20 protein-coding genes, 1 tRNA gene and 1 pseudogene are annotated in these 19,331 nt (G+C 61.9%); 10 read left to right on the forward strand and 12 right to left on the reverse strand.

Translation table 11 applies throughout. The features are described from left to right. Positions 1-69: 69 nt before the first annotated feature. Complete coding sequence (locus tag LPB73_RS01140; protein ID WP_089266251.1) at positions 70-561, forward strand: Dps family protein; 492 nt, start codon at positions 70-72, stop codon at positions 559-561. Positions 562-658: 97 nt separating this feature from the next. Here the strand turns inward: LPB73_RS01140 and LPB73_RS01145 are convergent, their stop codons facing one another. The 5 genes from LPB73_RS01145 to LPB73_RS01165 all read right to left on the reverse strand — a co-directional run bounded on the left by LPB73_RS01145 (position 659) and on the right by LPB73_RS01165 (position 6,177). After that, complete coding sequence (locus LPB73_RS01145; RefSeq protein WP_231079296.1) at positions 659-1,636, reverse strand: Bug family tripartite tricarboxylate transporter substrate binding protein; 978 nt, start codon at positions 1,634-1,636, stop codon at positions 659-661. 123 nt (positions 1,637-1,759) lie between these two features. Beyond that, positions 1,760-2,608 (reverse strand): fumarylacetoacetate hydrolase family protein, encoded by an 849-nt coding sequence (locus LPB73_RS01150; RefSeq protein ID WP_231079297.1) that lies wholly within the window; start codon positions 2,606-2,608, stop codon positions 1,760-1,762. 73 nt (positions 2,609-2,681) lie between these two features. After that, on the reverse strand, positions 2,682-4,247 hold the full coding sequence (locus LPB73_RS01155; protein ID WP_231079299.1) for a bifunctional 3-(3-hydroxy-phenyl)propionate/3-hydroxycinnamic acid hydroxylase: 1,566 nt from the start codon (positions 4,245-4,247) through the stop codon (positions 2,682-2,684). Next, positions 4,244-5,149, reverse strand: a complete 906-nt coding sequence (locus LPB73_RS01160; protein ID WP_231079302.1) for a VOC family protein — start codon at positions 5,147-5,149, stop codon at positions 4,244-4,246. Before LPB73_RS01160 ends, LPB73_RS01155 begins: the two co-directional genes overlap by 4 nt. Then, complete coding sequence (locus LPB73_RS01165) at positions 5,146-6,177, reverse strand: amidohydrolase family protein (protein ID WP_231079305.1); 1,032 nt, start codon at positions 6,175-6,177, stop codon at positions 5,146-5,148. Before LPB73_RS01165 ends, LPB73_RS01160 begins: the two co-directional genes overlap by 4 nt. Positions 6,178-6,414: 237 nt before the next feature. On the opposite strand from LPB73_RS01165, the gene LPB73_RS01170 reads away from it, so the two are divergent. After that, the gene (locus LPB73_RS01170; protein WP_231079308.1) at positions 6,415-7,143 is read left to right on the forward strand and encodes a GntR family transcriptional regulator; all 729 of its coding nucleotides are present in this window, start codon (positions 6,415-6,417) and stop codon (positions 7,141-7,143) included. 107 nt (positions 7,144-7,250) lie between these two features. Here the strand turns inward: LPB73_RS01170 and LPB73_RS01175 are convergent. From LPB73_RS01175 to LPB73_RS01190, 4 genes are all read right to left on the reverse strand, one after another. Beyond that, a tRNA-Met gene (locus LPB73_RS01175) sits at positions 7,251-7,327 on the reverse strand. A 180-nt stretch (positions 7,328-7,507) separates the two neighbouring features. After that, complete coding sequence (locus tag LPB73_RS01180; RefSeq protein WP_231079309.1) at positions 7,508-7,987, reverse strand: VOC family protein; 480 nt, start codon at positions 7,985-7,987, stop codon at positions 7,508-7,510. A gap of 20 nt (positions 7,988-8,007) precedes the next feature. After that, positions 8,008-8,430 carry a VOC family protein gene (locus tag LPB73_RS01185; RefSeq protein ID WP_093757095.1) on the reverse strand — a complete coding sequence of 141 codons (423 nt, stop codon included), beginning with the start codon at positions 8,428-8,430 and terminating at the stop codon, positions 8,008-8,010. Between the two features lie 106 nt (positions 8,431-8,536). Next, entirely contained in the window at positions 8,537-8,707 is a 171-nt protein-coding gene (locus LPB73_RS01190) for a hypothetical protein (protein WP_231079310.1), read from the reverse strand. Positions 8,708-8,861: 154 nt separating this feature from the next. Between LPB73_RS01190 and LPB73_RS01195 the strand changes: the two genes are divergently transcribed. The 4 genes from LPB73_RS01195 (at position 8,862) to LPB73_RS01210 (ending at position 12,802) form a co-directional block, all read left to right on the forward strand. After that, positions 8,862-9,785 (forward strand): tripartite tricarboxylate transporter substrate binding protein, encoded by a 924-nt coding sequence (locus tag LPB73_RS01195; protein ID WP_231081028.1) that lies wholly within the window; start codon positions 8,862-8,864, stop codon positions 9,783-9,785. 82 nt (positions 9,786-9,867) lie between these two features. Then, on the forward strand, positions 9,868-10,353 hold the full coding sequence (locus tag LPB73_RS01200) for a tripartite tricarboxylate transporter TctB family protein (RefSeq protein WP_231079312.1): 486 nt from the start codon (positions 9,868-9,870) through the stop codon (positions 10,351-10,353). A gap of 15 nt (positions 10,354-10,368) precedes the next feature. Further along, on the forward strand, positions 10,369-11,877 hold the full coding sequence (locus tag LPB73_RS01205) for a tripartite tricarboxylate transporter permease (RefSeq protein WP_089265931.1): 1,509 nt from the start codon (positions 10,369-10,371) through the stop codon (positions 11,875-11,877). Positions 11,878-11,893: 16 nt separating this feature from the next. Continuing rightward, complete coding sequence (locus LPB73_RS01210; RefSeq protein ID WP_231079314.1) at positions 11,894-12,802, forward strand: LysR family transcriptional regulator; 909 nt, start codon at positions 11,894-11,896, stop codon at positions 12,800-12,802. Between the two features lie 18 nt (positions 12,803-12,820). On the opposite strand, the gene LPB73_RS01215 is transcribed toward LPB73_RS01210, so the two are convergent. Both LPB73_RS01215 and LPB73_RS29170 read right to left on the reverse strand, forming a co-directional pair. Then, complete coding sequence (locus tag LPB73_RS01215; protein WP_231079315.1) at positions 12,821-12,979, reverse strand: hypothetical protein; 159 nt, start codon at positions 12,977-12,979, stop codon at positions 12,821-12,823. Between the two features lie 151 nt (positions 12,980-13,130). Continuing rightward, positions 13,131-13,223 (reverse strand): annotated as a pseudogene (locus tag LPB73_RS29170) (sulfite exporter TauE/SafE family protein); the annotation flags it as partial. A 295-nt stretch (positions 13,224-13,518) separates the two neighbouring features. Between LPB73_RS29170 and LPB73_RS29150 the strand changes: the two are divergent. Further along, on the forward strand, positions 13,519-15,912 hold the full coding sequence (locus tag LPB73_RS29150) for a calcium-binding protein (protein WP_305801642.1): 2,394 nt from the start codon (positions 13,519-13,521) through the stop codon (positions 15,910-15,912). Positions 15,913-15,967: 55 nt separating this feature from the next. Here the strand turns inward: LPB73_RS29150 and LPB73_RS01235 are convergent, their stop codons facing one another. Continuing rightward, a complete protein-coding gene (locus LPB73_RS01235; RefSeq protein ID WP_231079317.1) occupies positions 15,968-16,345 on the reverse strand; it encodes a hypothetical protein in 378 nt (125 codons plus the stop codon). Between the two features lie 177 nt (positions 16,346-16,522). On the opposite strand from LPB73_RS01235, the gene LPB73_RS01240 reads away from it, so the two are divergent. From LPB73_RS01240 to pgm, 3 genes are all read left to right on the forward strand, one after another. Next, entirely contained in the window at positions 16,523-17,269 is a 747-nt protein-coding gene (locus tag LPB73_RS01240; RefSeq protein WP_231079318.1) for a Crp/Fnr family transcriptional regulator, read from the forward strand. An 83-nt stretch (positions 17,270-17,352) separates the two neighbouring features. Next, positions 17,353-17,493 carry a hypothetical protein gene (locus LPB73_RS01245; RefSeq protein ID WP_231079320.1) on the forward strand — a complete coding sequence of 47 codons (141 nt, stop codon included), beginning with the start codon at positions 17,353-17,355 and terminating at the stop codon, positions 17,491-17,493. Positions 17,494-17,576: 83 nt separating this feature from the next. Then, positions 17,577-19,226 carry a phosphoglucomutase (alpha-D-glucose-1,6-bisphosphate-dependent) gene (pgm, locus tag LPB73_RS01250; protein WP_231079321.1) on the forward strand — a complete coding sequence of 550 codons (1,650 nt, stop codon included), beginning with the start codon at positions 17,577-17,579 and terminating at the stop codon, positions 19,224-19,226. Positions 19,227-19,331 lie beyond the last annotated feature (105 nt).

Raw genomic sequence — 19,331 nt, forward strand, 5'->3', positions numbered from 1 at the left:
AGCCATCAAATCATCCGACACGGGAAGGTAAGTAACGTGAGCACCAAGACATCGAAAATCGCTGCCGAAATGAATACCCCGACTGACCTCTCAGCCGACGCCGTGGAGAAGGTGGCCAAGGCGCTGAACGGGTTGCTCGCCGACGCTTTCGCGCTTTACCTGAAGACCAAGAATTTTCACTGGCATCTCAGCGGGCGCCATTTCCGCGACTATCACCTGATGCTCGACGAGCAGTCCGACCAGATTTTTGCGACGACTGACCCATTGGCAGAGCGCGTGCGCAAGATCGGCGGTCGCACGCTGCGTTCGATCGGCGAAGTCGCCAAGCTGCAGACCATCAAGGACAATGACGAGGCTTATGTGCCGCCGGTGGAGATGCTGCGCGAGCTGATGAACGACAACAAGAAGATGGCAGCGGCGATGCGCAAGGCTCACGAGGTCTGCGACGACGCCAAGGACATCGCCAGCGCCAGCCTGCTTGAAAACTACATCGACGACACCGAGCGCCGCACCTGGTTCCTGTTCGAGGCGTCGCAGCAGGAAGGCGGCAACGAGGCGTAAGCTTCGTTCCCGATTGAATATGTCAAAGCGCCCGCTTCACAGCGGGCGTTTTCATGTGGAGATGCTGCCGTTGTTCGGCACAAGCGCTGGGCCGCGGTTATTCAGGCTGAATACCGAGCTCCTGAATCGTCTTGCCCGTGGCGACAAGCTCGGCGTCGAAAAAGCGCTTCGCGCCCGCAGGCGTCACCACGTCACCGGAGGCGACATCGAAGCCTAGCACGGGCGCGCGCTCCTGCACGTCCGGCGATTTCAGTGCCTGCGCAATCTCGGCACTGAGTTTGTCGACGATCTCGGCAGGTGTCCCGGTCGGGGCCATCATCATGAACCAGCCTTGCAGATCCGCGCCCTTCAACGTCTCGGCAACTGCGGGCACATCCGGCAATGAATCGACGCGCTTGTTGCCGGCAATGGCGAGTGCCCGCAGCGTACCGGCCTTGATGAAGGACTCAGCCACCGATGCGGACTGGATCGTCACCTGGGTGCGTCCGGTCAGGCTGTCCTGGATCGCGTTGGTGATGGTGTTGTAGGGGACCAGCACGAAACTGGTGCCCGCCTGCTTGTTGATGGTCTGTGCGATCAGGCCGGAAATGTTGCGCGCGCCGTCGACCGCCATGCTCAGGGAACCGGGGGCGGATTTTTCGAGCGCAATCAATTCCGCCAGCGTCTTTGCTTTCACTTCGGGATTGACGAGCAGCACGTGGTTGCTGCGCGCCACCATCGCCACCGGCACGAAATCCTTCACGGGATCGTAGGGCAGCTTCTTGAACGTATAGGGATTGGTGACCAGCGCCGCCGACGTCGCGAACAGGAAGGTGTAGCCGTCGGGCGCGGCGCGCGCGACCGTCTGTGCGCCGACGAGGTTCGCGGCGCCCGGGCGGTTCTCAACGATGAATTGTTGTCCGAGCGAGCGGGAGAGTTTTTCGGCGACGATGCGGCACAGCACATCCGGGCTGTTGCCCGCCGCTTGCGGCACCACGATCGTCACCGGCTTTTGCGGCCATGATTGCGCATAGGCGGGCAGCGAGAGGCAAAGAATGCCACCGGTCAACAACAAACGACGGGACAATGTGAGCATGGATTTCCTCCTGAAATGGTTGGCCTGCGATTTTTGATCGCTTGTTGAGGCGTGCTTTTTGAACGAGCGGGTCTTGTCGTGCGAAGCAGCCCGCGGCGCTGGTGGCGCGTGCTGCCGCTTGCATCAGGCCTCGTCGGCCACGCCGTTGCGCAGCACGCCGAGCCGATCGATCTCGACTTCGACGATATCGCCCGGCTTGAGCCAGAGCGGAGGCGTGCGCTTGGCGCCCACGCCGCCCGGCGTGCCGGTGGCGATCACGTCGCCCGGCTCAAGGCGGGTGAAGGACGAGCAGTATTCAATCTGACGCGGGATATCGAAGATCATCTGATCGATGGTGGCGTCCTGTACGACCTGGCCATTGACGCGGGTCTGCAGCCGCAGCGGCGCAACATCGCCGAGTTCGTCCGGCGTCATCATCCAGGGGCCGAAGCCGCCGGTCTCCGGAAAATTCTTGCCGGGCGTGAACTGATGGGTGTGACGCTGGAAATCGCGCACGCTGCCTTCATTGTAACAGGCATAGCCGGCGATATGGCTCCACGCATCGGCCTGCGTGATGTGTCGTCCAGGCTTGCCGATGATGATCGCGAGTTCGCCTTCGAAGTCGAGGTGGGTCGAGACCTTCGGCCGGATGATATTGGTGAGATGGCCGGTCTGGCTGTTGGCAAAGCGGCCGAACACCGTGGGATTGTCGACTTCGGCGCGTCCGGTTTCCTTGCGGTGCATTTCATAGTTCAGGCCGATGCAGAGGATCTTGTCCGAATTCGGAATCACCGGCAACCAGGTGATGTCAGCGGTCGGGATGCGCTTGGCCTTGCCGGCTGCATCACGCACCACGGACAGCGCGTCGGCTGCGATGACGGATTTAAGGTCGGGGAAGCGATCGCCAAGCAGTGCGCCCACATCGAGCGCATCATTGCCCTCGATCACGCCCCAGGTGGGTTTTCCGCCGATCTGAAAACTTGCCAATTTCATCGTGATGTCCTCGCTCTGGAAGCTGCGTGTCCGTGGGGAATGGTGGTGTGGTGACGCTGTGCGGCCGGCGTGATCATCGGAGCCGCTCCGCAAGATCGGTGAGCAGCGCGTCGAGTGCACTGGTCTCGCTGGCGACGCCGAAGACGTAGTGGTCGGGCCGCACGATTGCGGCGCGGCAGTCGTGGCGATCGAACCAGGCAGCGAGAACGCCATCTTCCTCAGTAAGTACGTCATTGGCGGCGGGGCCGATGCGAATTGGCCTGATGTCCAGCTGAGTCAGGATCGCTCGCAGATCTGGGCTGAGCTCCAGTTCGTTGCGCATATCAAGCACAAGCCGCCATCCGGTGCCGGCGACGCTATCGAGACGGCGCCGTCCTTCTGCAGTCCTGATCCAGGGCTGTGGAAACAACGTGCCATGCGCTGCGCAAAGCGGGAACGCCAATAAACCAGTCTGCAATGGCGGCACGATTTCCTGACGGGTGATAGTGCGGGGTTGGCCGCCACCCTCCGCAAGAATGCGCTCGTCGCGTGCTGCTGCGGCGTCGGGATCGCGTTCGCAGATCACATGGCCGATGGCCTTGATGCGGGAAGTGAGCTGGCGCACATGCTCGCCGCGCTCCTCGCCGTAGCTGTCGAGCAATTTTGCATTGGATTGTCCGCGGAGTACGCGGTCGAGCTTCCAGATCAGATTGCCGACATCGCGGATGCCCTGGCACATACCCTGGCCGATGAACGGCGGCTGCTGATGCGCGGCATCGCCGGCGAGGAAGATGCGGCCAAGCCGCCATTCTTGCGCGACCAGCGCATGAAACCGGTAGCTCGCAGCGCGCCACAGCGTGGCATCATCAGGCGTGATCCAGCGCGAAAGCAGCCGCCAGACCTGCGCGGCTGTTTCCATCTCGCGCGGATCTTCGCCGGGCAGCAGCATGATTTCGAAGCGACGATGATTGCCGGGGCCGATGATGAAGGTCGTGGGCCGCGACGGATCGCAGAATTGCGCGGCGGTCTGCGGCAGTTTGCTGAGGGAGGCGTCGTTGACCTGAAGATCGACGACAAGCCAGGGCTCATCGAAGACAAGATCCTCGAATGCGATGCCAAGCTGTTGCCGGGTGCCGCTCGATGCGCCGTCGCAGGCGATGACGTAGTCGGCGGTGACGTCGCGCGTCACGCCGCGGTCGTTCCGCAAATGCAGCGTCACACGGTCGGTCGGTTGCGTGAAGCCGAGCAGTTCGGTGCCCAGCTCGACCTCGACGCTGTCATAGGCTGCGGCATGTTCGCGCAAGGCAGCTTCGACCGGTGGCTGCGTGAACACCATGCTGGGCGTGTAACCGAGCGGATAGGGCTCCGCGACCATGTCGATGCGGCGGATCAGCTGCCCCTTGGCACCGAAATGCTGGGAGGCGGGGAACGGAGCAACGTAAGGCAGCACGCGCTCTGCCGCGCCGAGATTGTCGAGCAGACGCAGGATCTCATGATCGATCGCGATCGCACGCGGCTTGTCATAGACCTCTAGCTGACGGTCGATGGCCAGCGTGCGGATGCCCAAGTCGCCAAGAAGACTAGCCGCGACGGCACCCGATGGGCCGTGACCGATCACGACAACCTGAAAATCATTCTGTAACTTCGATGAAAGCGTCACGCGGCACTCCCGTCGGCATAGGGAACGGCAATCTGTGCTGCCTTGACGTGATCGGCTTTCGGTGGGGCGATACCCCAATGATCGGTGCGGCCGGGTGGCCAGACCCATTCCGACGGCCCGCGCACCACATAGCTGTCATCGACCTGCAGAACCTCGGCGGTGTATTCGATCACGGTCCCGACCGGATCGATGAAATAGGCAAACACATTGTCGCCGGGGCCGTGGCGGCCGACGCCCCAGGCAATGGGAAATCCGGCATCGATCATGCGGCCCGAGCCGCGCATCACCGCTTCGAGATCCGGCATCAGGAAGGCGACGTGGTTGAGCCCGTTCACGGCAGCGTCGGCGATGACGATGGCGTGGTGGTCGCTGTTGCAGCGAACGAAGGCCATGATCTTCGAGCGGTCGGTCAGCCGGAAGCCGAGTGCCTGCTCGTAGAATGCGGCGAGATCATCGACACCGGTGCTGTTGATGTTGACATGCGCGAGGCGTGTCGGCCGGTTGGCCGATGACGGAGCTTCGGCATGTTGCAGGTCGCCATGAACGAAGCGAAGCACGCCGCCACCGGGCGCGCGAATGCTCATGATCGTTCCGCCATCGGGCCCCGGATTCGGAGCCGGGCCTGAGAGCAGCGTGGCCCCGTGTTTCACGGATGCTGCGGCGATCGTTTCGAATTCCGCATCCGAATGCAGTCGGAACGTGATGGCCCGAAGCGCGGGGCGATCGCCCTGCTGCAAGGCGACGACATGGTGATCGGTGCCGCTGGCCCGCAAGTAAGTGACGCCTTCGTGGCGCGTCACGAGGTCGAGTCCCCACACAGATGTGTAGAACTGCTCGGATCGCTGCAGGTCGGGCGTGTCGAGATCGACACTGCGCAGGGCTGTGATCGGGAAATGGGTCATTGCGAAGCCTGCTCGTCAAGGCCGAGGAAACGTCTTGCATTGGCATGAAGGACGAGATTGCGCGTCGCCTCGTCGCCGATCGCTGATGCGGCGCGCGTTGCCGGCGCGCGATCGTGAAATGCGAACGGGTAGTCTGTGCCGAGCATGATCTGCGTCGCGCCGAACTTGGCGATCAGATGCAGCAGCGTCGGGTCGTCATAGACCAGCGCGTCGTAATAGAGCCGGCGTGCCTGCAAGATCGGCGATTCCTGGATGCTCTCCTGCAATACCGGGAAGACCTGATATCCCTCCTGAAGCCGCGGCAGCAGCGACGCGAGCGTGCCGCCGCCGTGGCTGAACGCCATGCGCAGGCGCGGGTGGCGCAGCAAGAGGTTTGAGGTGATGACGGATGCGGCAGCGAGGCCGACATCGGTCGGATAGGCCAGCACCTGCTGCAATTGTGCCGGGCCGACAAGGCGGTCCATGCCGCAAGGCCGCAAGGCGTGGACGAACACCGCCATGTCGAGCTTCTCGACCTCGGCGAAGAATCCATCGAAGTCGGGAGACCCGATCGGTTTGCCGTTGATGTTGCTGCCGATCTCGATGCCCGCAAAGCTAAGTTCGTGCTTCAGCCGATGCAGCTCGGCAATGGCGCGGTCGATGTCTTGCAGCGGTACCGCGCCGAGGGCGACGAGGCGGCCACCGGAATGCATGACCATCGCGGCCATCTGGTCGTTGATGTAGCGGAGGAGATCGTTCGCCGCTGCGGTCTCCATCCAATAGGACAGCAGCTCCGGCATCGGCGAAATGGCCTGCACGCCGAGTCCCATCTCCGCCATATCAGCGACGCGCTTGGCGACATCCCAGCAGCGATCCGACACCGTGCGATAGACGCGGCCGGCCATCATCACATGCTTGTGGCAGGGTTTGGCATCCGCCATCGACGGCCAATCGGCCGGCACCGCCGCGCCCAGGTAGGACGGGAAGGAGGAGGGCACGACATGCGCGTGGACATCGATCCCGCAGCTGCATGGGGAGATGGCGCTCATAGGCACTGTGATCGGGCAATGCGCGGCTGGACAGCTGCGAAAACTGCCGATGCCTCAGGCGCTTGCTGAGCCTTGCCAAACATTGTCGCGCCTCCCGGCCAGTCATCTCTCAGGACCTTGGGGAACTAATATCTATAGAAACTGGCTCGTACAACAAAAATTTATAGATTTTTATGAAATCAGAAAAAGTGTATAGAAATCGAAGCCGACAGGCAGATGATTCCGGGATTGAAGCACGTGGACACAACATCACTGGAATTGGCTTCGCCGCCGCCGTCCTCGACCCAGGCCAGCACGGTCTATGACCGGCTGCGGGAGGACCTGCTGTCCGGGCGGCTCGAGCCGAGCCGGAAACTCCAGATGCGTTTTCTAACCGAACTGTATCAGACCGGTCAGACGCCGCTGCGCGAGGCGCTCAACCGGCTGACCGCCGATGGTCTGGTCGAGTGCCGCGAGCAGCGCGGATTCTATGTTGCAGATATCAGCCGCAGCGAACTGGCCGAACTGACCAAGACCCGGTGCTGGGTCGAGAGTCTGGCGCTGCGGGAATCCATGGCGGCATCAACGCCGCAATGGGAAGAGCAGCTTCTGCTCGCCCAGCATCGCCTCGGGCGAACTCCGCGCTCGCTCAATGCCGAACACTTCGAAGACAATCCGGAATGGGAGCGACTGCACCGCGTCTATCACCGCACCTTGATCGGGAATTGCGGTTCGCAGTCCCTGATCGCGTTCTGCGGACAACTCGCCGACCAGCTCTACCGCTATCGGCGTCTGTCGATCCGCAAGGCCTTCCCGTCACGCCATGTGACGGACGAGCATCAGGCGATCATGACTGCAGTTTTGAGCGGCGACGCGGACCACGCCGTGGATCTGCTCACCGCGCATTACAGGCAGACCGCTGAAGTCATTCTCCAGGACAAGCAGATCTTCTCAGAACTGCACGAGGGCGAAGACGCCGCATCGTAGAGGGCACGGACGCAGGCCCAGCCAACACCTCTGCGGGCATGAAAAAGGCCTCGCGACGCATGCAAGGCCTTGGAAACATGTCTGCAAGATTTGGTAGGCAGAAAATTTGGTAGCGAGGAGTGGACTCGAACCACCGACCCCAGGATTATGATTCCCGTGCTCTAACCAACTGAGCTACCCCGCCACGGCATCCGGAGGGGACAAATTGTCCCCCGGCGAATGCGCGGCATATAAGAAGTCGAGGGACTCGATGTCAAGCAAAGTAGCGCCTGAAATCGGTGCCTGAATAGATGTTCCCGCAACCCGGCCGCCGATTTGGAGATCGGGCAGCTATCGCCGCCCGATCAGGCACTTATGGCCACGTCTAGCCGCCGTCGAAGGCCTTTTTCAGGGCGGCCAGATCGAGTTTGACCATGCCCATCATGGCCGTCATGGCACGCTTGGCGCCCTCGCCATTCTCGCTGGCAAGCATTTCAGTAAAGCCGTTCGGCACGATCTGCCAGGGCACGCCCCAGCGGTCGTTGATCCAGCCGCAGGCATTTGCCTTGCCGCCATTTGTCAAAATGGCGTCCCACACACGATCGACCTCGGCCTGGTCTTCGCAATGGATGGTGAAGGACACGGCCGTGCTGAATGTGGGGGGGCTGCCGCCATTGAGGCCAATGAAGCTTTGGCCGGCCAGCGTGAAGCCGACCACCAGCACGTTGCCTGCTTTGCCGCCGGGATAATCGATCGGGGCGCGCTGCACGCGATCGATGGAGGAATTGGGCACCAGCGAGCAGTAGAACCTGGCGGCTTCCTCGGCCTCGGTCTCGTACCAGATGCAGGGTGAGATCTTTGACATCGCTGCTATCCCTCTCTCGATCAGGCCTGAGCCATCGCAGATTGCGCGGCGGCCATGTCCATCCACATCACTTCCCAGATGTGACCGTCGGGGTCCTCATAGCTGCGGCCATACATGAAGCCGAAATCCTGCGTGGGTGTTGGATCGGCGCTGCCGCCCGCACCCACAGCCTTCTTCACGAGACCATCGACTTCGTCGCGGCTGTCGGCGGAGACGCAGATCAGAACTTCGCTCGATGTCTTTGCATCGACGATCTTCTTCGAAGTGAACTGGCGATATTTATCATGGGTCAGCAGCATCGCGTGGATGGTGTCGGAGAACACCATGCAGGCGGCGGTGTCGTCGGAGAATTGCGGGTTTTTGGTTGCGCCGACCGCCTCATAGAAGGCGACCGCGCGGGGCAGGTCGGTGACGGGCAGGTTGACGAAGATCATTTTGCTCATCGGATGGCTCCTGTGGGTATACGCTCTGGGTGTTCTCTTTGGTGACTGTCCCGCTTAGGACGCGTGGGCCCGCCGCGATCCGACATCACCGACAAAATTTTCTCAGTTATTTTTGCAGGCGGAATTTCTTGTCCGCTGCGATCAATAAGTTAGCCGGGCGATCTCCGCGTGCAGACGGAATGTCGCATGGCTCATCCTGATTGCGAATTGCGGCGGCGGTGAAATCATCGTTGATTGCCAAAGACGCAAGACGCGTTCGCAGCCTGGTTCGGAACATGTCCTTTTCCTGGGGTTGTTCCGGGCTAGACTGAACGACAATAAAAATACAGCCGGTCCGGGCATCACCCCCGGAATCGCAGAGGGAGAAACACATGTTGCAACGCAATCGCCTTGCCTTGTCCGCTGCTGTCGCGCTCGCCGCGGCCGCCACCATGTTCGGCGGTGCAGCCCAGGCGCAGGACTATCCGACCAAGCCGATCACACTGATCGTGCCATGGCCCGCCGGTGGCTCAACCGACATCTCGATGCGCGCGATTGCGGACGCGGCGTCGAAACATCTCGGCCAGCCCATCGCCATCGACAACAAGGGCGGCGGCGGCGGCACGGTCGGCCCGGCCACCATGGCCGCCGCCGCGAAGCCGGATGGTTACACCATCTCGCAGATTCCGATCACCGTGTTCCGCCTGCCGCTGATGCAGGACGTGTCGTGGAATCCGGACAAGGATTTCTCCTACATCATCCATCTCACCGGCTACACCTTCGGCATCACCACGAATGCGGAGTCGCAGTTCAAGACCTGGAAGGACGTGGTCGATTTCGCCAAGGCCAATCCGGGTAAGGTGACCTATGCGACGCCGGGCACCGGCACTTCGCTGCATGTGGGCATGGAGCAGATCGCGGCACTGGCCGGCATCAAGCTGACGCAGGTGCCGTTCAAGGGCGGCGCTGAAACCAACGCTGCGGTACTCGGCAATCACACCATGCTGCAGGCGGATTCCACCGGCTGGCGGCCGCTGGTCGATGCCGGCAAGCTGCGTCTGTTGATGGTGTGGACCGACAAGCGGTCGCCGAATTTCCCGGATGCGCCAACGCTGAAGGAGAGCGGCTATCCGATGGTCTATGACTCGCCGTTCGGCATCGCCGGCCCGAAGGGCATGGATCCGAAGATCGTCGCCAAGCTGCATGACGCCTTCAAGAAGGCCATCGAGGATCCCGCTGTCATCGCGACGCTGGCGAAATACGACATGGTGCCGAACTACAAGAACACCGAGGACTACAAGAAATTCGTTGTCGAGGTCACCAATTCCGAGCGCAAGGTGATCGAGGGAATCGGGTTGGGCAAGAAGCCGAATTGATCGTCGAATAACGACGTCAGGCGCATGCGATGGGTCCATCGCATGCGCCTTCATTTCATGTCGATGTCCCGGGACACAAACGATGACTGATCAAACCCGCCCCCCATTCCGGCTCAACAATTCAGAACTCTGGACCGGCGTGCTCGGCATTGCGCTTGGTGTGTTCGTCATTCGCTCCGGCCTCAAGCTGAAGCTCGGCACCATCAACGATCCCGGCTCCGGCTTCATGCTGTTCTATATCGGTCTGCTGATGTGCGCTTTCGCGCTCACCATCATTCTCGCTTCGGTAACGGAAGGCGGCCCGACCTTTGGCTCGCGATGGGAAGGCGCAAGCTGGGGCAAGCCGGGCGCGATCATCGTCATCCTCTCGGCCTATGCTTTCGCGCTCGAGCCACTGGGCTTCCTGATCTCGACCATCCCGCTGATGCTGGTGTTGTTGCGCGTCATCGATCCCGTGCGTTGGACGCTGGCGATCCCACTCGCGGTGCTGGCGCCTGTTGGTGTGTGGTGGGTGCTGAAACGCGGCCTGCTGATCCAGTTGCCTTCGGGCATGTTTGAAATCGGCTGACGGGAAACACGGATCATGGATGTTCTCGTCAATGTCATGCACGGCTTCGGCGTGGCGCTGCAGCCCGTCAATATTCTCTACTGCTTTATCGGCGTCTTCATCGGCACCCTGGTCGGCGTGCTGCCGGGCATCGGGCCGATCTCGGCGATGTCGCTGCTGCTGCCGGTGACTTTGTCCGGCACGCCGGAATCCGGCATCATCATGATGGCCGGCATCTATTACGGCTCGATGTATGGCGGCTCGACCACGTCGATCCTGGTCAACATCCCCGGCGAGGCGGCCTCCGTCGTCACCTGTATCGACGGCCACCAGATGGCGAAGCAGGGCCGTGCCGGTCCGGCGCTCGGCATCTCCGCGCTCGGCTCCTTCATCGCCGGAACTTTTGCGCTGGTGATGCTGATGCTGGTGGCGCCGTCACTCGCCTCGGTCGCCATTGCCTTCGGTCCCGCCGAATATGCCAGCCTGATGGTGCTCGGCCTCGTGGTGCTGACCTTCCTGACACAAGGCTCGATGGCCAAGGCGCTGCTGATGGCCTGTATCGGCATCGTGCTTGGCCTCATCGGCCTAGACAGTATCACGGCGCAGCCGCGGCTGACCTTCGGCCGGATCGAGCTGATCGATGGCATCGGCCTCGTGCCCGTGGTGATGGGTCTGTTCGGGCTCGGCGAGGTGCTGCTCAACACCGAGCAGGTGATCAAGCGCGACATCATCAATGCCAAGATCACGCAGCTATTGCCCAACAAGGAAGACTGGAAGGCCAGCGCCGGACCGATCGGACGCGGGACAATTCTTGGCTTCTTCCTCGGCATCCTGCCGGGCGGCGGTGCGGTGGTCGCGTCCTTCGCGTCCTATGCGCTGGAGAAACGGCTGTCGAAACATCCGGAGCGCTTCGGTCATGGCGCGATCGAAGGCGTTGCCGGACCTGAAGCGGCGAACAACGCGGCAGCAGGCGGTGCCTTCATTCCGCTGATGACCCTCGGCATTCCGCCGAACGTCGTCATGGCGCTGCTGCTCGGCGCCTTCGTCATTCACGGGTTGCAGCCCGGCCCGTTGTTGATCACGCAGAACCCCGGACTGTTCTGGGGCATCGTTGCCAGCATGTATATCGGCAACCTCATGCTGCTGGTGCTGAACCTGCCGCTGATCGGCATGTGGGTGAAGCTCTTGAAGCTGCCTTACAACGTGCTGTTCCCGCTGATCATCCTGTTCACGATCATCGGCGTCTACTGCAGCAGCAACAATGTGTTCGACGTCTATGTCATGATCGGCTTCGGCGTGATCGGCTACTTCATGCGCAAGTTCGGCTATGAGCCCGCGCCGCTGGTGCTGGCCTTTGTGCTGGGTCCGCTGCTGGAGAACAATCTGCGCAAGTCACTGATCCTGTCGCAAGGCAATCTCATGACCTTCATCGAGCGCCCGATCTCGGCGGCCTGTCTTGCGCTGGCAGTGGTGCTGCTGATCGCGCCGCTGTTGCCTGCACTGCGCAAGAAGCGCGAGATGGTCGCGCTCGACGAGGGCGCGTAGCCGGGAGGCATTTGTCATGGACACTGAACTGGCCAGGACATTCCTTGCAGTTGTGAGCGCCGGCAATTTCGTGACTGCGGCGGAGAAGCTGCATGTCACACAGTCCACGGTCAGCGCGCGGATACAGACGCTCGAGCAGTTGCTGCGCGTGACGCTGTTCGTCCGCAACAAGGCCGGTGCGACGCTGACGCCGGCAGGCCGCCAGTTTCAGAAACACGCCTCCACGCTGGTACGTACGGTGGAACATGCGCGGCAGGATGTCGGCATTGCGAAAGGCTTCAGCGGGACGCTGACCGTCGGCGGTCGCATTGGGCTGTGGGAGGAGCATCTGCTGCACTGGCTGCCGCTGATGCGCGCGAAACATCCGGATATCGCGATCCGCGCCGAGAGCGCTCTCGAAGCCGAATTGATGCAGGGCCTCGTCGAAGGCAGGATCGATATCGGCGTGATGTATACGCCGCAGAGCCGGCCTGGCCTCAAGGTCGAGCAGTTGTTCGATGAGCAGCTCATTCTGGTCTCGACCAGCACGCACAGCGCGCCGGAGCCGCAGTCGGGTTACGTCTATATCGACTGGGGCCCGGAATTCTACGCACGCCACATGGCGCTGTTTCCGGATTTCGCCGGGCCATCGCTCACAGCCAATATCGGCTGGCTCGGGCTGCAGCATGTGCTGGAGAATGGCGGCTCCGGATATTTCCCGCGCCGCATCGTTGCACCCCAGCTGAAGGCTGGGCGGCTGCATGCCGTCGCCGATGCGCCGGAATTCTCGATGCCAGCCTATGTCGTCTATCCCGGCGATCGCGACGATGCGATCATCGCCGAAGCGGTCGCACTCATGCATCGCCTCGCGCATGACGCGGCCAACAAAAAGCCCGCGCCTGCAGGGCAGGCGAGGGCGCCGAAACGTCCGGCAAAGCGGACGTGATGCGGGGCTGAGGCGCGCCTAGGCGCCGGACGGATATCCCGATGTCGCAACGATGGCCGCGATCTGATCGGCGCGGTGCCGGGAACGCTTGGTAACTGTCAGGCGTGCGATGATCGCCGCAGCAAAGGCGAACAGCGCGAGAGCGACCGATACGTCGGGGTGGATGATCGTTTTCATGGTCGGCTCCTGCATGATCGAGGGGCGGCATAGCTCCTCGGGTCCTTCAACCCTAGAACTGCCATGAATTTTGACAAACGAATATTATTGACGATTGCAATCGATATTGTCGATTTGAAATCGACCCGAGCCGAATGACGCGGCGATCGACTTGCACGACGTCGCGCTGTTGCGCCTTCGGCACGCCGTTCAGGTCGCACCAGATGGTTGGTAGGGCTCCGGGCATCGCCGTCAGCCCGCCGATCGAAGGAGATCGCTGCAAGAAGGATGAGACCATGTGCGCGCGCAGCCGTCAGCGCTGCGCGCGATTCAAACTGCGTGTGGGAAACAGGATATCGCGATGTGCGATGAGACGGAGCGGGCGATCGACGTGATCGCAAGCGTCCGCGTTGCATTCGGACAAGGCCGCCGCGCCTAACGCATGCGATGGGATGCAATTGATTCAATGCGAGGACGAACAACGCGCGCTCGACAAATATCAGCCGCAGATTCGTCCGATTAAAGATTCACGCTCCGGCGAAATGAGTGGGGGCTGCATCATGGCGTTTGTCGGACCTGAATTTCCCATCAATTCCACCACCGCTAATGATCAGGCGGGAGCAACCCAAACGCTGTTGTCCGACGGACGTATTCTTGTCACATGGACTGCGACGGACGCTAGCGGTCATCAGCCGCATACAATTCAGGGCCACTACTTGTCGGCGGACGGTACGCCTCAAGGACCCGATTTTCAGATCACGATCGATCGGAGCGGAGATCCGGGAGCGCCTTCGGTCACTGCGCTCTCCGACGGCCGCGCCTTTGTCGCATGGCAGTCCTATATCGCCGCCGACAATGTCACCGAAGTTCGCGGCACCCTCATCGATGCGGAGGGGCATCCCGTTGCAGATATGGTGGTCAATTCATCAACTGCGATTTCGCCGCAGATGCCTTCCGTCACGACGCTTGCCGATGGCCAGATCTTGCTGACCTATGTGTCCGCGGATGGCGGGGATCCGAAATATCTTGGCGATATCCGCGGGAGGATCCTCCACGACGACGGCACCGTCGCTGTCGACGACTTCACCGTGAATACGACCACCTGGGGTACGCAATATGATCCGAAGGTGACGGCGCTGCCCGACGGGCGGGCGTTCGTCACATGGAGGTCGTACGATCCGGACGAGGGGCGCTACAACGTCTCCGGCCAGTTCGTGAACCCCGATGGCAGCGCGAGCGGGCCAGACTTTCGCATCGTGCCGGGAGCCCAGTTCAATCAGAGCGACGCGTCCACCGCGGTTCTCGCGGATGGACGCATTCTCGTGGCCTGGACCGCGCAGGAACCGGATGGTGACAGCAACATTCATGCGCGCCTGCTGAACCCGGACGGGTCTGTGGTTGTGTCCGATAATATCGTCAATGCGAATTTTGACGGCGGTCAGGATTCCCCATCGATCGCCGCACTGCCGGATGGTCGCGCCGTCATCATCTGGCACGCCACCGATCCCGTCACCGGAGCCAGTGATCTCTATGGTCGCCTGCTGATTCCGGGCGCTTTCCCGATCGGCAACGATTTCCTCGTTAATTCGGCAGGTGGCCTGGCGGAAACCGGACCGCATCTCCTGACATTGTCAGATGGACGTATTCTCGCGACCTGGACCTCGTTTGAGCAGGGACCGGCTGCAGACGACATCCACGGCCGCATCATGTCGTTCAACACGATCACGAACGGCACGCCGGCTGCCGATACGATCTTCGGCACTGCGGATAGTGACATCATTCACGGTGGCGATGGTCGCGATACAATTCATGGCGAGGCGGGAAATGACGTCCTGCATGGCGACGGCGGCAACGACTTTCTCTACGGCGATGCCGGAAATGATTTTCTGTTCGGCGGCGATGGCGACGACCGCATGTGGGGCGGTGACGGCAATGACATTTTCGTCGGCGGCAAGGGCGCCGATGCTTTCGCCGGCGCGTCCGGCATCGATACGGTGCGCTACGAGACATCGCCGTCTGGTGTTCACATCGATCTCACACTTGGCACGGGCAGTGGGGGCGATGCCGCCGGTGACAGTTTCAGCTCAATCGAGACGGTGATTGGCAGCCGATTTGACGACATGCTGATCGGCGACGGTGCCGCCAACACGTTGTCAGGCGGCAGCGGCAAGGATGTGCTGGACGGTCGCGCCGGCAATGACGTGCTGGATGGCGGCGAAGGCAACGATGCGCTGACCGGCGGCGCCGGCAATGACATCCTGCACGGCGGTGCCGGTAACGATCAGCTTTGGGGCAATGCGGGTGACGATATCCTCGCCGGCGGCGCAGGTGCCGATATGCTTGCCGGTGGCGCCGGCAACGATACGGCGGACTACAGCACGTCCATCGCCCAGGTGAATATCAATCTCGCGACGGGTGTCATTCAATGGGGAGATGCCGAAGGTGACCGGCTCAGCTCGATCGAAAATCTGATCGGGAGCGGGACCATGGACCTGCTGACGGGTGACGCAGGCGACAATCGGATTTCCGGTGGCGGCGGGAACGATCTGATCGATGGTGGCGGCGGAAACGATAGTCTTGATGGCGGCACCGGCAACGATACGCTCACAGGCGGGCTCGGCGCCGACATCCTGACCGGTGGAGCTGGCGCGGACAGTTTTGTATTCAAAGCTGTGCAGGACAGTCTGCCCGGAGCTGCCGATCAGATCACCGACTTTTCGTCGATCGTCGCAGACACGGCCGACTGGATCGATCTGTCGGCAATCGATGCCAACAGCAAGGCCGCCGGCGATCAAGCGTTCGCCTTCGTCGGAAGCGCCGCTTTCACACATATCGCCGGCGAATTGCGCTTCGCCGATCATCTTCTTCAAGGCGATGTCGATGGCGATGGTGCAGCCGACTTCGCGGTTCAGGTGAACAGCGCCGCCTTGAAGGTAGGTGATTTCGTCTTGTGATTTGCGCGATGTGAGTGTTGTCGCGCGGCCACCGGCGTCGTGGGTCGCCTTCGCATTACGCTGCTGTCGGTGTCCGTAACGTGACGCCCGGCATCAGTTGGAACGGCTGCTCGATCACGATGCTCGGGCAGCCCAGTGACGCCGCGACCTGGCTGGTCGAGGCGACCACGGCATGGTCGATCTGCGAGCCGGGAATCTGGGCCACGATCAGCTGCGCGATGCAGAGCTGTTTGGTGCCGCGCAGGTCGAGATCGACCCGGTAGGCAAATAGCGCGTGGACGATGTCGCGCCGGTCGCGGATCACGATCAGCCCGTTGTCGCCGCCGTCGGCATCGGTTCGCCGGCGCACGAAATCCAGCCATGTATCCAGCGTAACGCTGGCATCGTGCAGATAGACGAGCGGATAGGCCGCGCGAGCGTCCGCCCAAGTCATTGGTTGCGCCTGATATTCCTCATTCATCGCCGGATTCCCGCATGGCCTGCGAAATTGGCGGGGATGGGCTGGTTCGGCATTGATATGGGTCAAAGCGTCCACGATTGATCCATGTCAAATGGTGTAGAGTGATTTCAAGACCTGCCACATATCACCAAACCGAAGATGGACAGTGCCATGACCTTCGCGGAACCAGCGGCCGAGACCTGTGCCGGAGAGCGCGACTGCAGGCATGGCCGTAGCACCAATGGCTGCGACGATTGCAAGGTGCGCCTGTTCAGCGTTTGCGGCGCATTGGAACCGGCGGAACTCGACGAGCTCGACCGTCTCAGCCAGGTCAAGAACTTCCCCGCCAAGGCCATGCTGTTCGATCAGGGCGCCTTGGCCGGCAGCGTGTTCAACGTGACCGAAGGCATCGTCCGGCTCTACAAGTCGCTGCCCGATGGCCGCCGTCAGATCGTCGGCTTCGCGCTGCCCGGTGATTTCCTCGGACTTGCGCTGATGGACCGCTACGGCGTCGCCGCCGAGGCCGTGACACCGGTGCGCGTCTGCCGTTTCTCCCGCGCCCAGTTTCTCAGCTATGTCGATGGCAAGCCGCATCTGCTGCGCCGGCTGCATGAATTTGCAGGCCATGAACTCTCGCTCGCGCAGGACCAGATGCTGCTGCTCGGCCGCCGCACGGCCGACGAGAAGGTGGCCGCCTTCCTGCTGAACCTGCAGGCGCGCTATGGCCGCATCGGCGCGATGTCGGTCAACGTGCCGCTTCCCATGAGCCGCCAGGACATCGCCGACTATCTCGGCCTGACCATCGAAACCGTCAGCCGCACTTTGACCAAGCTCGCCAAGGAAAAGACCGTGGTCGTGGTGCCCGATGGCGTGCGGCTGCTGTCCACCGACCGGCTGGATCAGCTCGCCGCGGCGTAATGCGGCGCTGCATTTTGATGCAGCTCAAGGAGAGCGTGTCCTGCCGCGCTCACACTCTTCTCCGTCACTCAAGGAGAAGAGATATGCCTTTCGACAGTATGCTGGTCGCCGCCGCCGTGGTCACGATGTTCGTCTGCTTCGCCCTGCCGCTGGCCTGGGTCTCGCGCCGGACCTTCGGGCAGGAGCCCTTCGGCGGCATGCCGGTGCCCCTCATAACCGGCTGATTTGTCCTCCAAAACATGCCATGAGTCCTGACCCCCGCGACGGTTGCGCCGCGTCTGGGCTCTTGGTGTGCGAAGGAGAACAAATGGCTGCTCATGTGAGTCCGCTGGCCGGCAAAACCATCGATCCGTCCCTGCTGGTCAACGTGCCTCGGCTGGTGACGGCCTATTTCGTCGGCAAGCCGGATCCCTCCATCCCCGCCCAGCGCGTCGCTTTCGGCACCTCCGGCCATCGCGGCTCCGCGCTCCACAATTCCTTCAACGAGAACCACATCCTCGCGGTCAGCCAGGCGATCTGCGATTACCGCAAGGGTGCCGGCATCGACGGCCCGCTCTTCATCGGCATCGACACCCATGCGCTGGCTGAACCAGCGCTGGTCAGCGCGCTGGAAGTCTTCGCCGCCAATGGCGTGCATGTGCGGATCGACCAGGACGACGGCTATACGCCGACGCCGGTGATCTCCCACGCCATCCTCACCTACAACAAGGGCCGCTCGTCCGGTCTGGCCGATGGCGTCGTGGTCACGCCGTCGCACAACCCGCCGGAAGACGGCGGCTTCAAATATAATCCGCCGAACGGTGGCCCGGCCGATACCGACATCACCGGCATCATGGAGAAAGCTGCCAACGGCTTCCTCGAGAACGACATGGCCGGCGTCAAGCGCATCCCGATCGCGCGTGCGCGCAAATCCGAATTCGTGAAGCGCTACGATTTCATCACGCCCTATGTGACCGACCTCGCTGATGTCGTCGACATGGAGGCGATCCGCGCATCAGGCGTCAAGATCGGCATCGATCCGCTCGGCGGCGCCGGCGTGCATTACTGGCAGCCGATCATTGAGCGCTACAAGCTCGATGCGACCATCGTGAATACCGCGATCGATCCGACCTTTCGCTTCATGACGCTGGACTGGGACGGCAAGATCCGCATGGACTGTTCATCGCCCTATGCGATGGCCAAGCTCATCGGCATGCGCGACCGGTTCGACGTCGCTTTCGCCAACGACACCGATGCCGACCGCCACGGTATCGTCACCCGCACCGGCGGCTTGATGAATCCGAACCATTATCTGGCGGCGTCCATCGATTATCTGTTCGCGCATCGCCCGAACTGGCGCAAGGATGCGGCGGTGGGCAAGACCATCGTCTCCAGCGCCATCATCGATCGCGTGGTGAACAAGCTTGGCCGCCAACTGGTCGAGACGCCGGTCGGCTTCAAATGGTTCGTGAACGGTCTCGTTGACGGTTCGTTCGGCTTCGGCGGCGAGGAGAGCGCCGGTGCGTCGTTCCTGCGCAAGGACGGCACGGTGTGGACCACCGACAAGGATGGACTTATTTTGGGCCTGCTCGCCGCCGAGATCACGGCGGTGACCAAGGAAAATCCGAGCCAGCGCTTCGAGAAGCTCACGCAGGAATTCGGTGTGCCCTATTACGAGCGCATCGATGCGGCGGCCACGCCCGAGCAGAAGAATGTGCTGAAGAAAGTCACGCCGGAGCAGATCGGCATGACCGAGCTCGCCGGCGATGCGGTGACCAAGACCGAGAGCAAGGCGGCCGGCAATGACCAGTCGTTCGGTGGCATCAAGGTTTCGACCGCCAATGGCTGGTTCGCCGCGCGGCCGTCCGGCACGGAGGACGTTTACAAGATTTACGCCGAGAGCTTCCGCAGCGAGGATCACCTCAAGCAGATTCAAAGCGACGCGCAGGCGGCGATCTCGAAGGTGTTTGCGAAATAGCCTCACACGCAACCCCACACTCGTCGTTCCGGGGCGCGCGGCACGCGCGAACCCGGAACCTCGTGGTGCTTGGCACGATCAGAGAGCCACAGGATGAGGTTCCGG

Origin of the sequence: Tardiphaga sp. 37S4 (genome assembly GCF_021044645.1) — a bacterium.
GTDB lineage: Bacteria > Pseudomonadota > Alphaproteobacteria > Rhizobiales > Xanthobacteraceae > Tardiphaga > Tardiphaga robiniae.

Coding starts and splice junctions, on each gene's coding strand:
- LPB73_RS01195 (WP_231081028.1), top strand. CDS start 8,862: ATGTTCGGCGGTGCAGCCCAGGCGCAGGACTATCCGACCAAGCCGATC.
- LPB73_RS01190 (WP_231079310.1), bottom strand. CDS start 8,707: ATGTTCCGAACCAGGCTGCGAACGCGTCTTGCGTCTTTGGCAATCAAC.
- LPB73_RS01165 (WP_231079305.1), bottom strand. CDS start 6,177: ATGAGCGCCATCTCCCCATGCAGCTGCGGGATCGATGTCCACGCGCAT.
- LPB73_RS01240 (WP_231079318.1), top strand. CDS start 16,523: ATGACCTTCGCGGAACCAGCGGCCGAGACCTGTGCCGGAGAGCGCGAC.
- LPB73_RS01150 (WP_231079297.1), bottom strand. CDS start 2,608: ATGAAATTGGCAAGTTTTCAGATCGGCGGAAAACCCACCTGGGGCGTG.
- LPB73_RS29150 (WP_305801642.1), top strand. CDS start 13,519: ATGGCGTTTGTCGGACCTGAATTTCCCATCAATTCCACCACCGCTAAT.
- LPB73_RS01235 (WP_231079317.1), bottom strand. CDS start 16,345: ATGACTTGGGCGGACGCTCGCGCGGCCTATCCGCTCGTCTATCTGCAC.
- LPB73_RS01215 (WP_231079315.1), bottom strand. CDS start 12,979: ATGAAAACGATCATCCACCCCGACGTATCGGTCGCTCTCGCGCTGTTC.
- LPB73_RS01185 (WP_093757095.1), bottom strand. CDS start 8,430: ATGAGCAAAATGATCTTCGTCAACCTGCCCGTCACCGACCTGCCCCGC.
- LPB73_RS01180 (WP_231079309.1), bottom strand. CDS start 7,987: ATGTCAAAGATCTCACCCTGCATCTGGTACGAGACCGAGGCCGAGGAA.
- pgm (WP_231079321.1), top strand. CDS start 17,577: ATGGCTGCTCATGTGAGTCCGCTGGCCGGCAAAACCATCGATCCGTCC.
- LPB73_RS01160 (WP_231079302.1), bottom strand. CDS start 5,149: ATGACCCATTTCCCGATCACAGCCCTGCGCAGTGTCGATCTCGACACG.
- LPB73_RS01245 (WP_231079320.1), top strand. CDS start 17,353: ATGCCTTTCGACAGTATGCTGGTCGCCGCCGCCGTGGTCACGATGTTC.
- LPB73_RS01145 (WP_231079296.1), bottom strand. CDS start 1,636: ATGCTCACATTGTCCCGTCGTTTGTTGTTGACCGGTGGCATTCTTTGC.
- LPB73_RS01210 (WP_231079314.1), top strand. CDS start 11,894: ATGGACACTGAACTGGCCAGGACATTCCTTGCAGTTGTGAGCGCCGGC.
- LPB73_RS01200 (WP_231079312.1), top strand. CDS start 9,868: ATGACTGATCAAACCCGCCCCCCATTCCGGCTCAACAATTCAGAACTC.
- LPB73_RS01140 (WP_089266251.1), top strand. CDS start 70: ATGAATACCCCGACTGACCTCTCAGCCGACGCCGTGGAGAAGGTGGCC.
- LPB73_RS01205 (WP_089265931.1), top strand. CDS start 10,369: ATGGATGTTCTCGTCAATGTCATGCACGGCTTCGGCGTGGCGCTGCAG.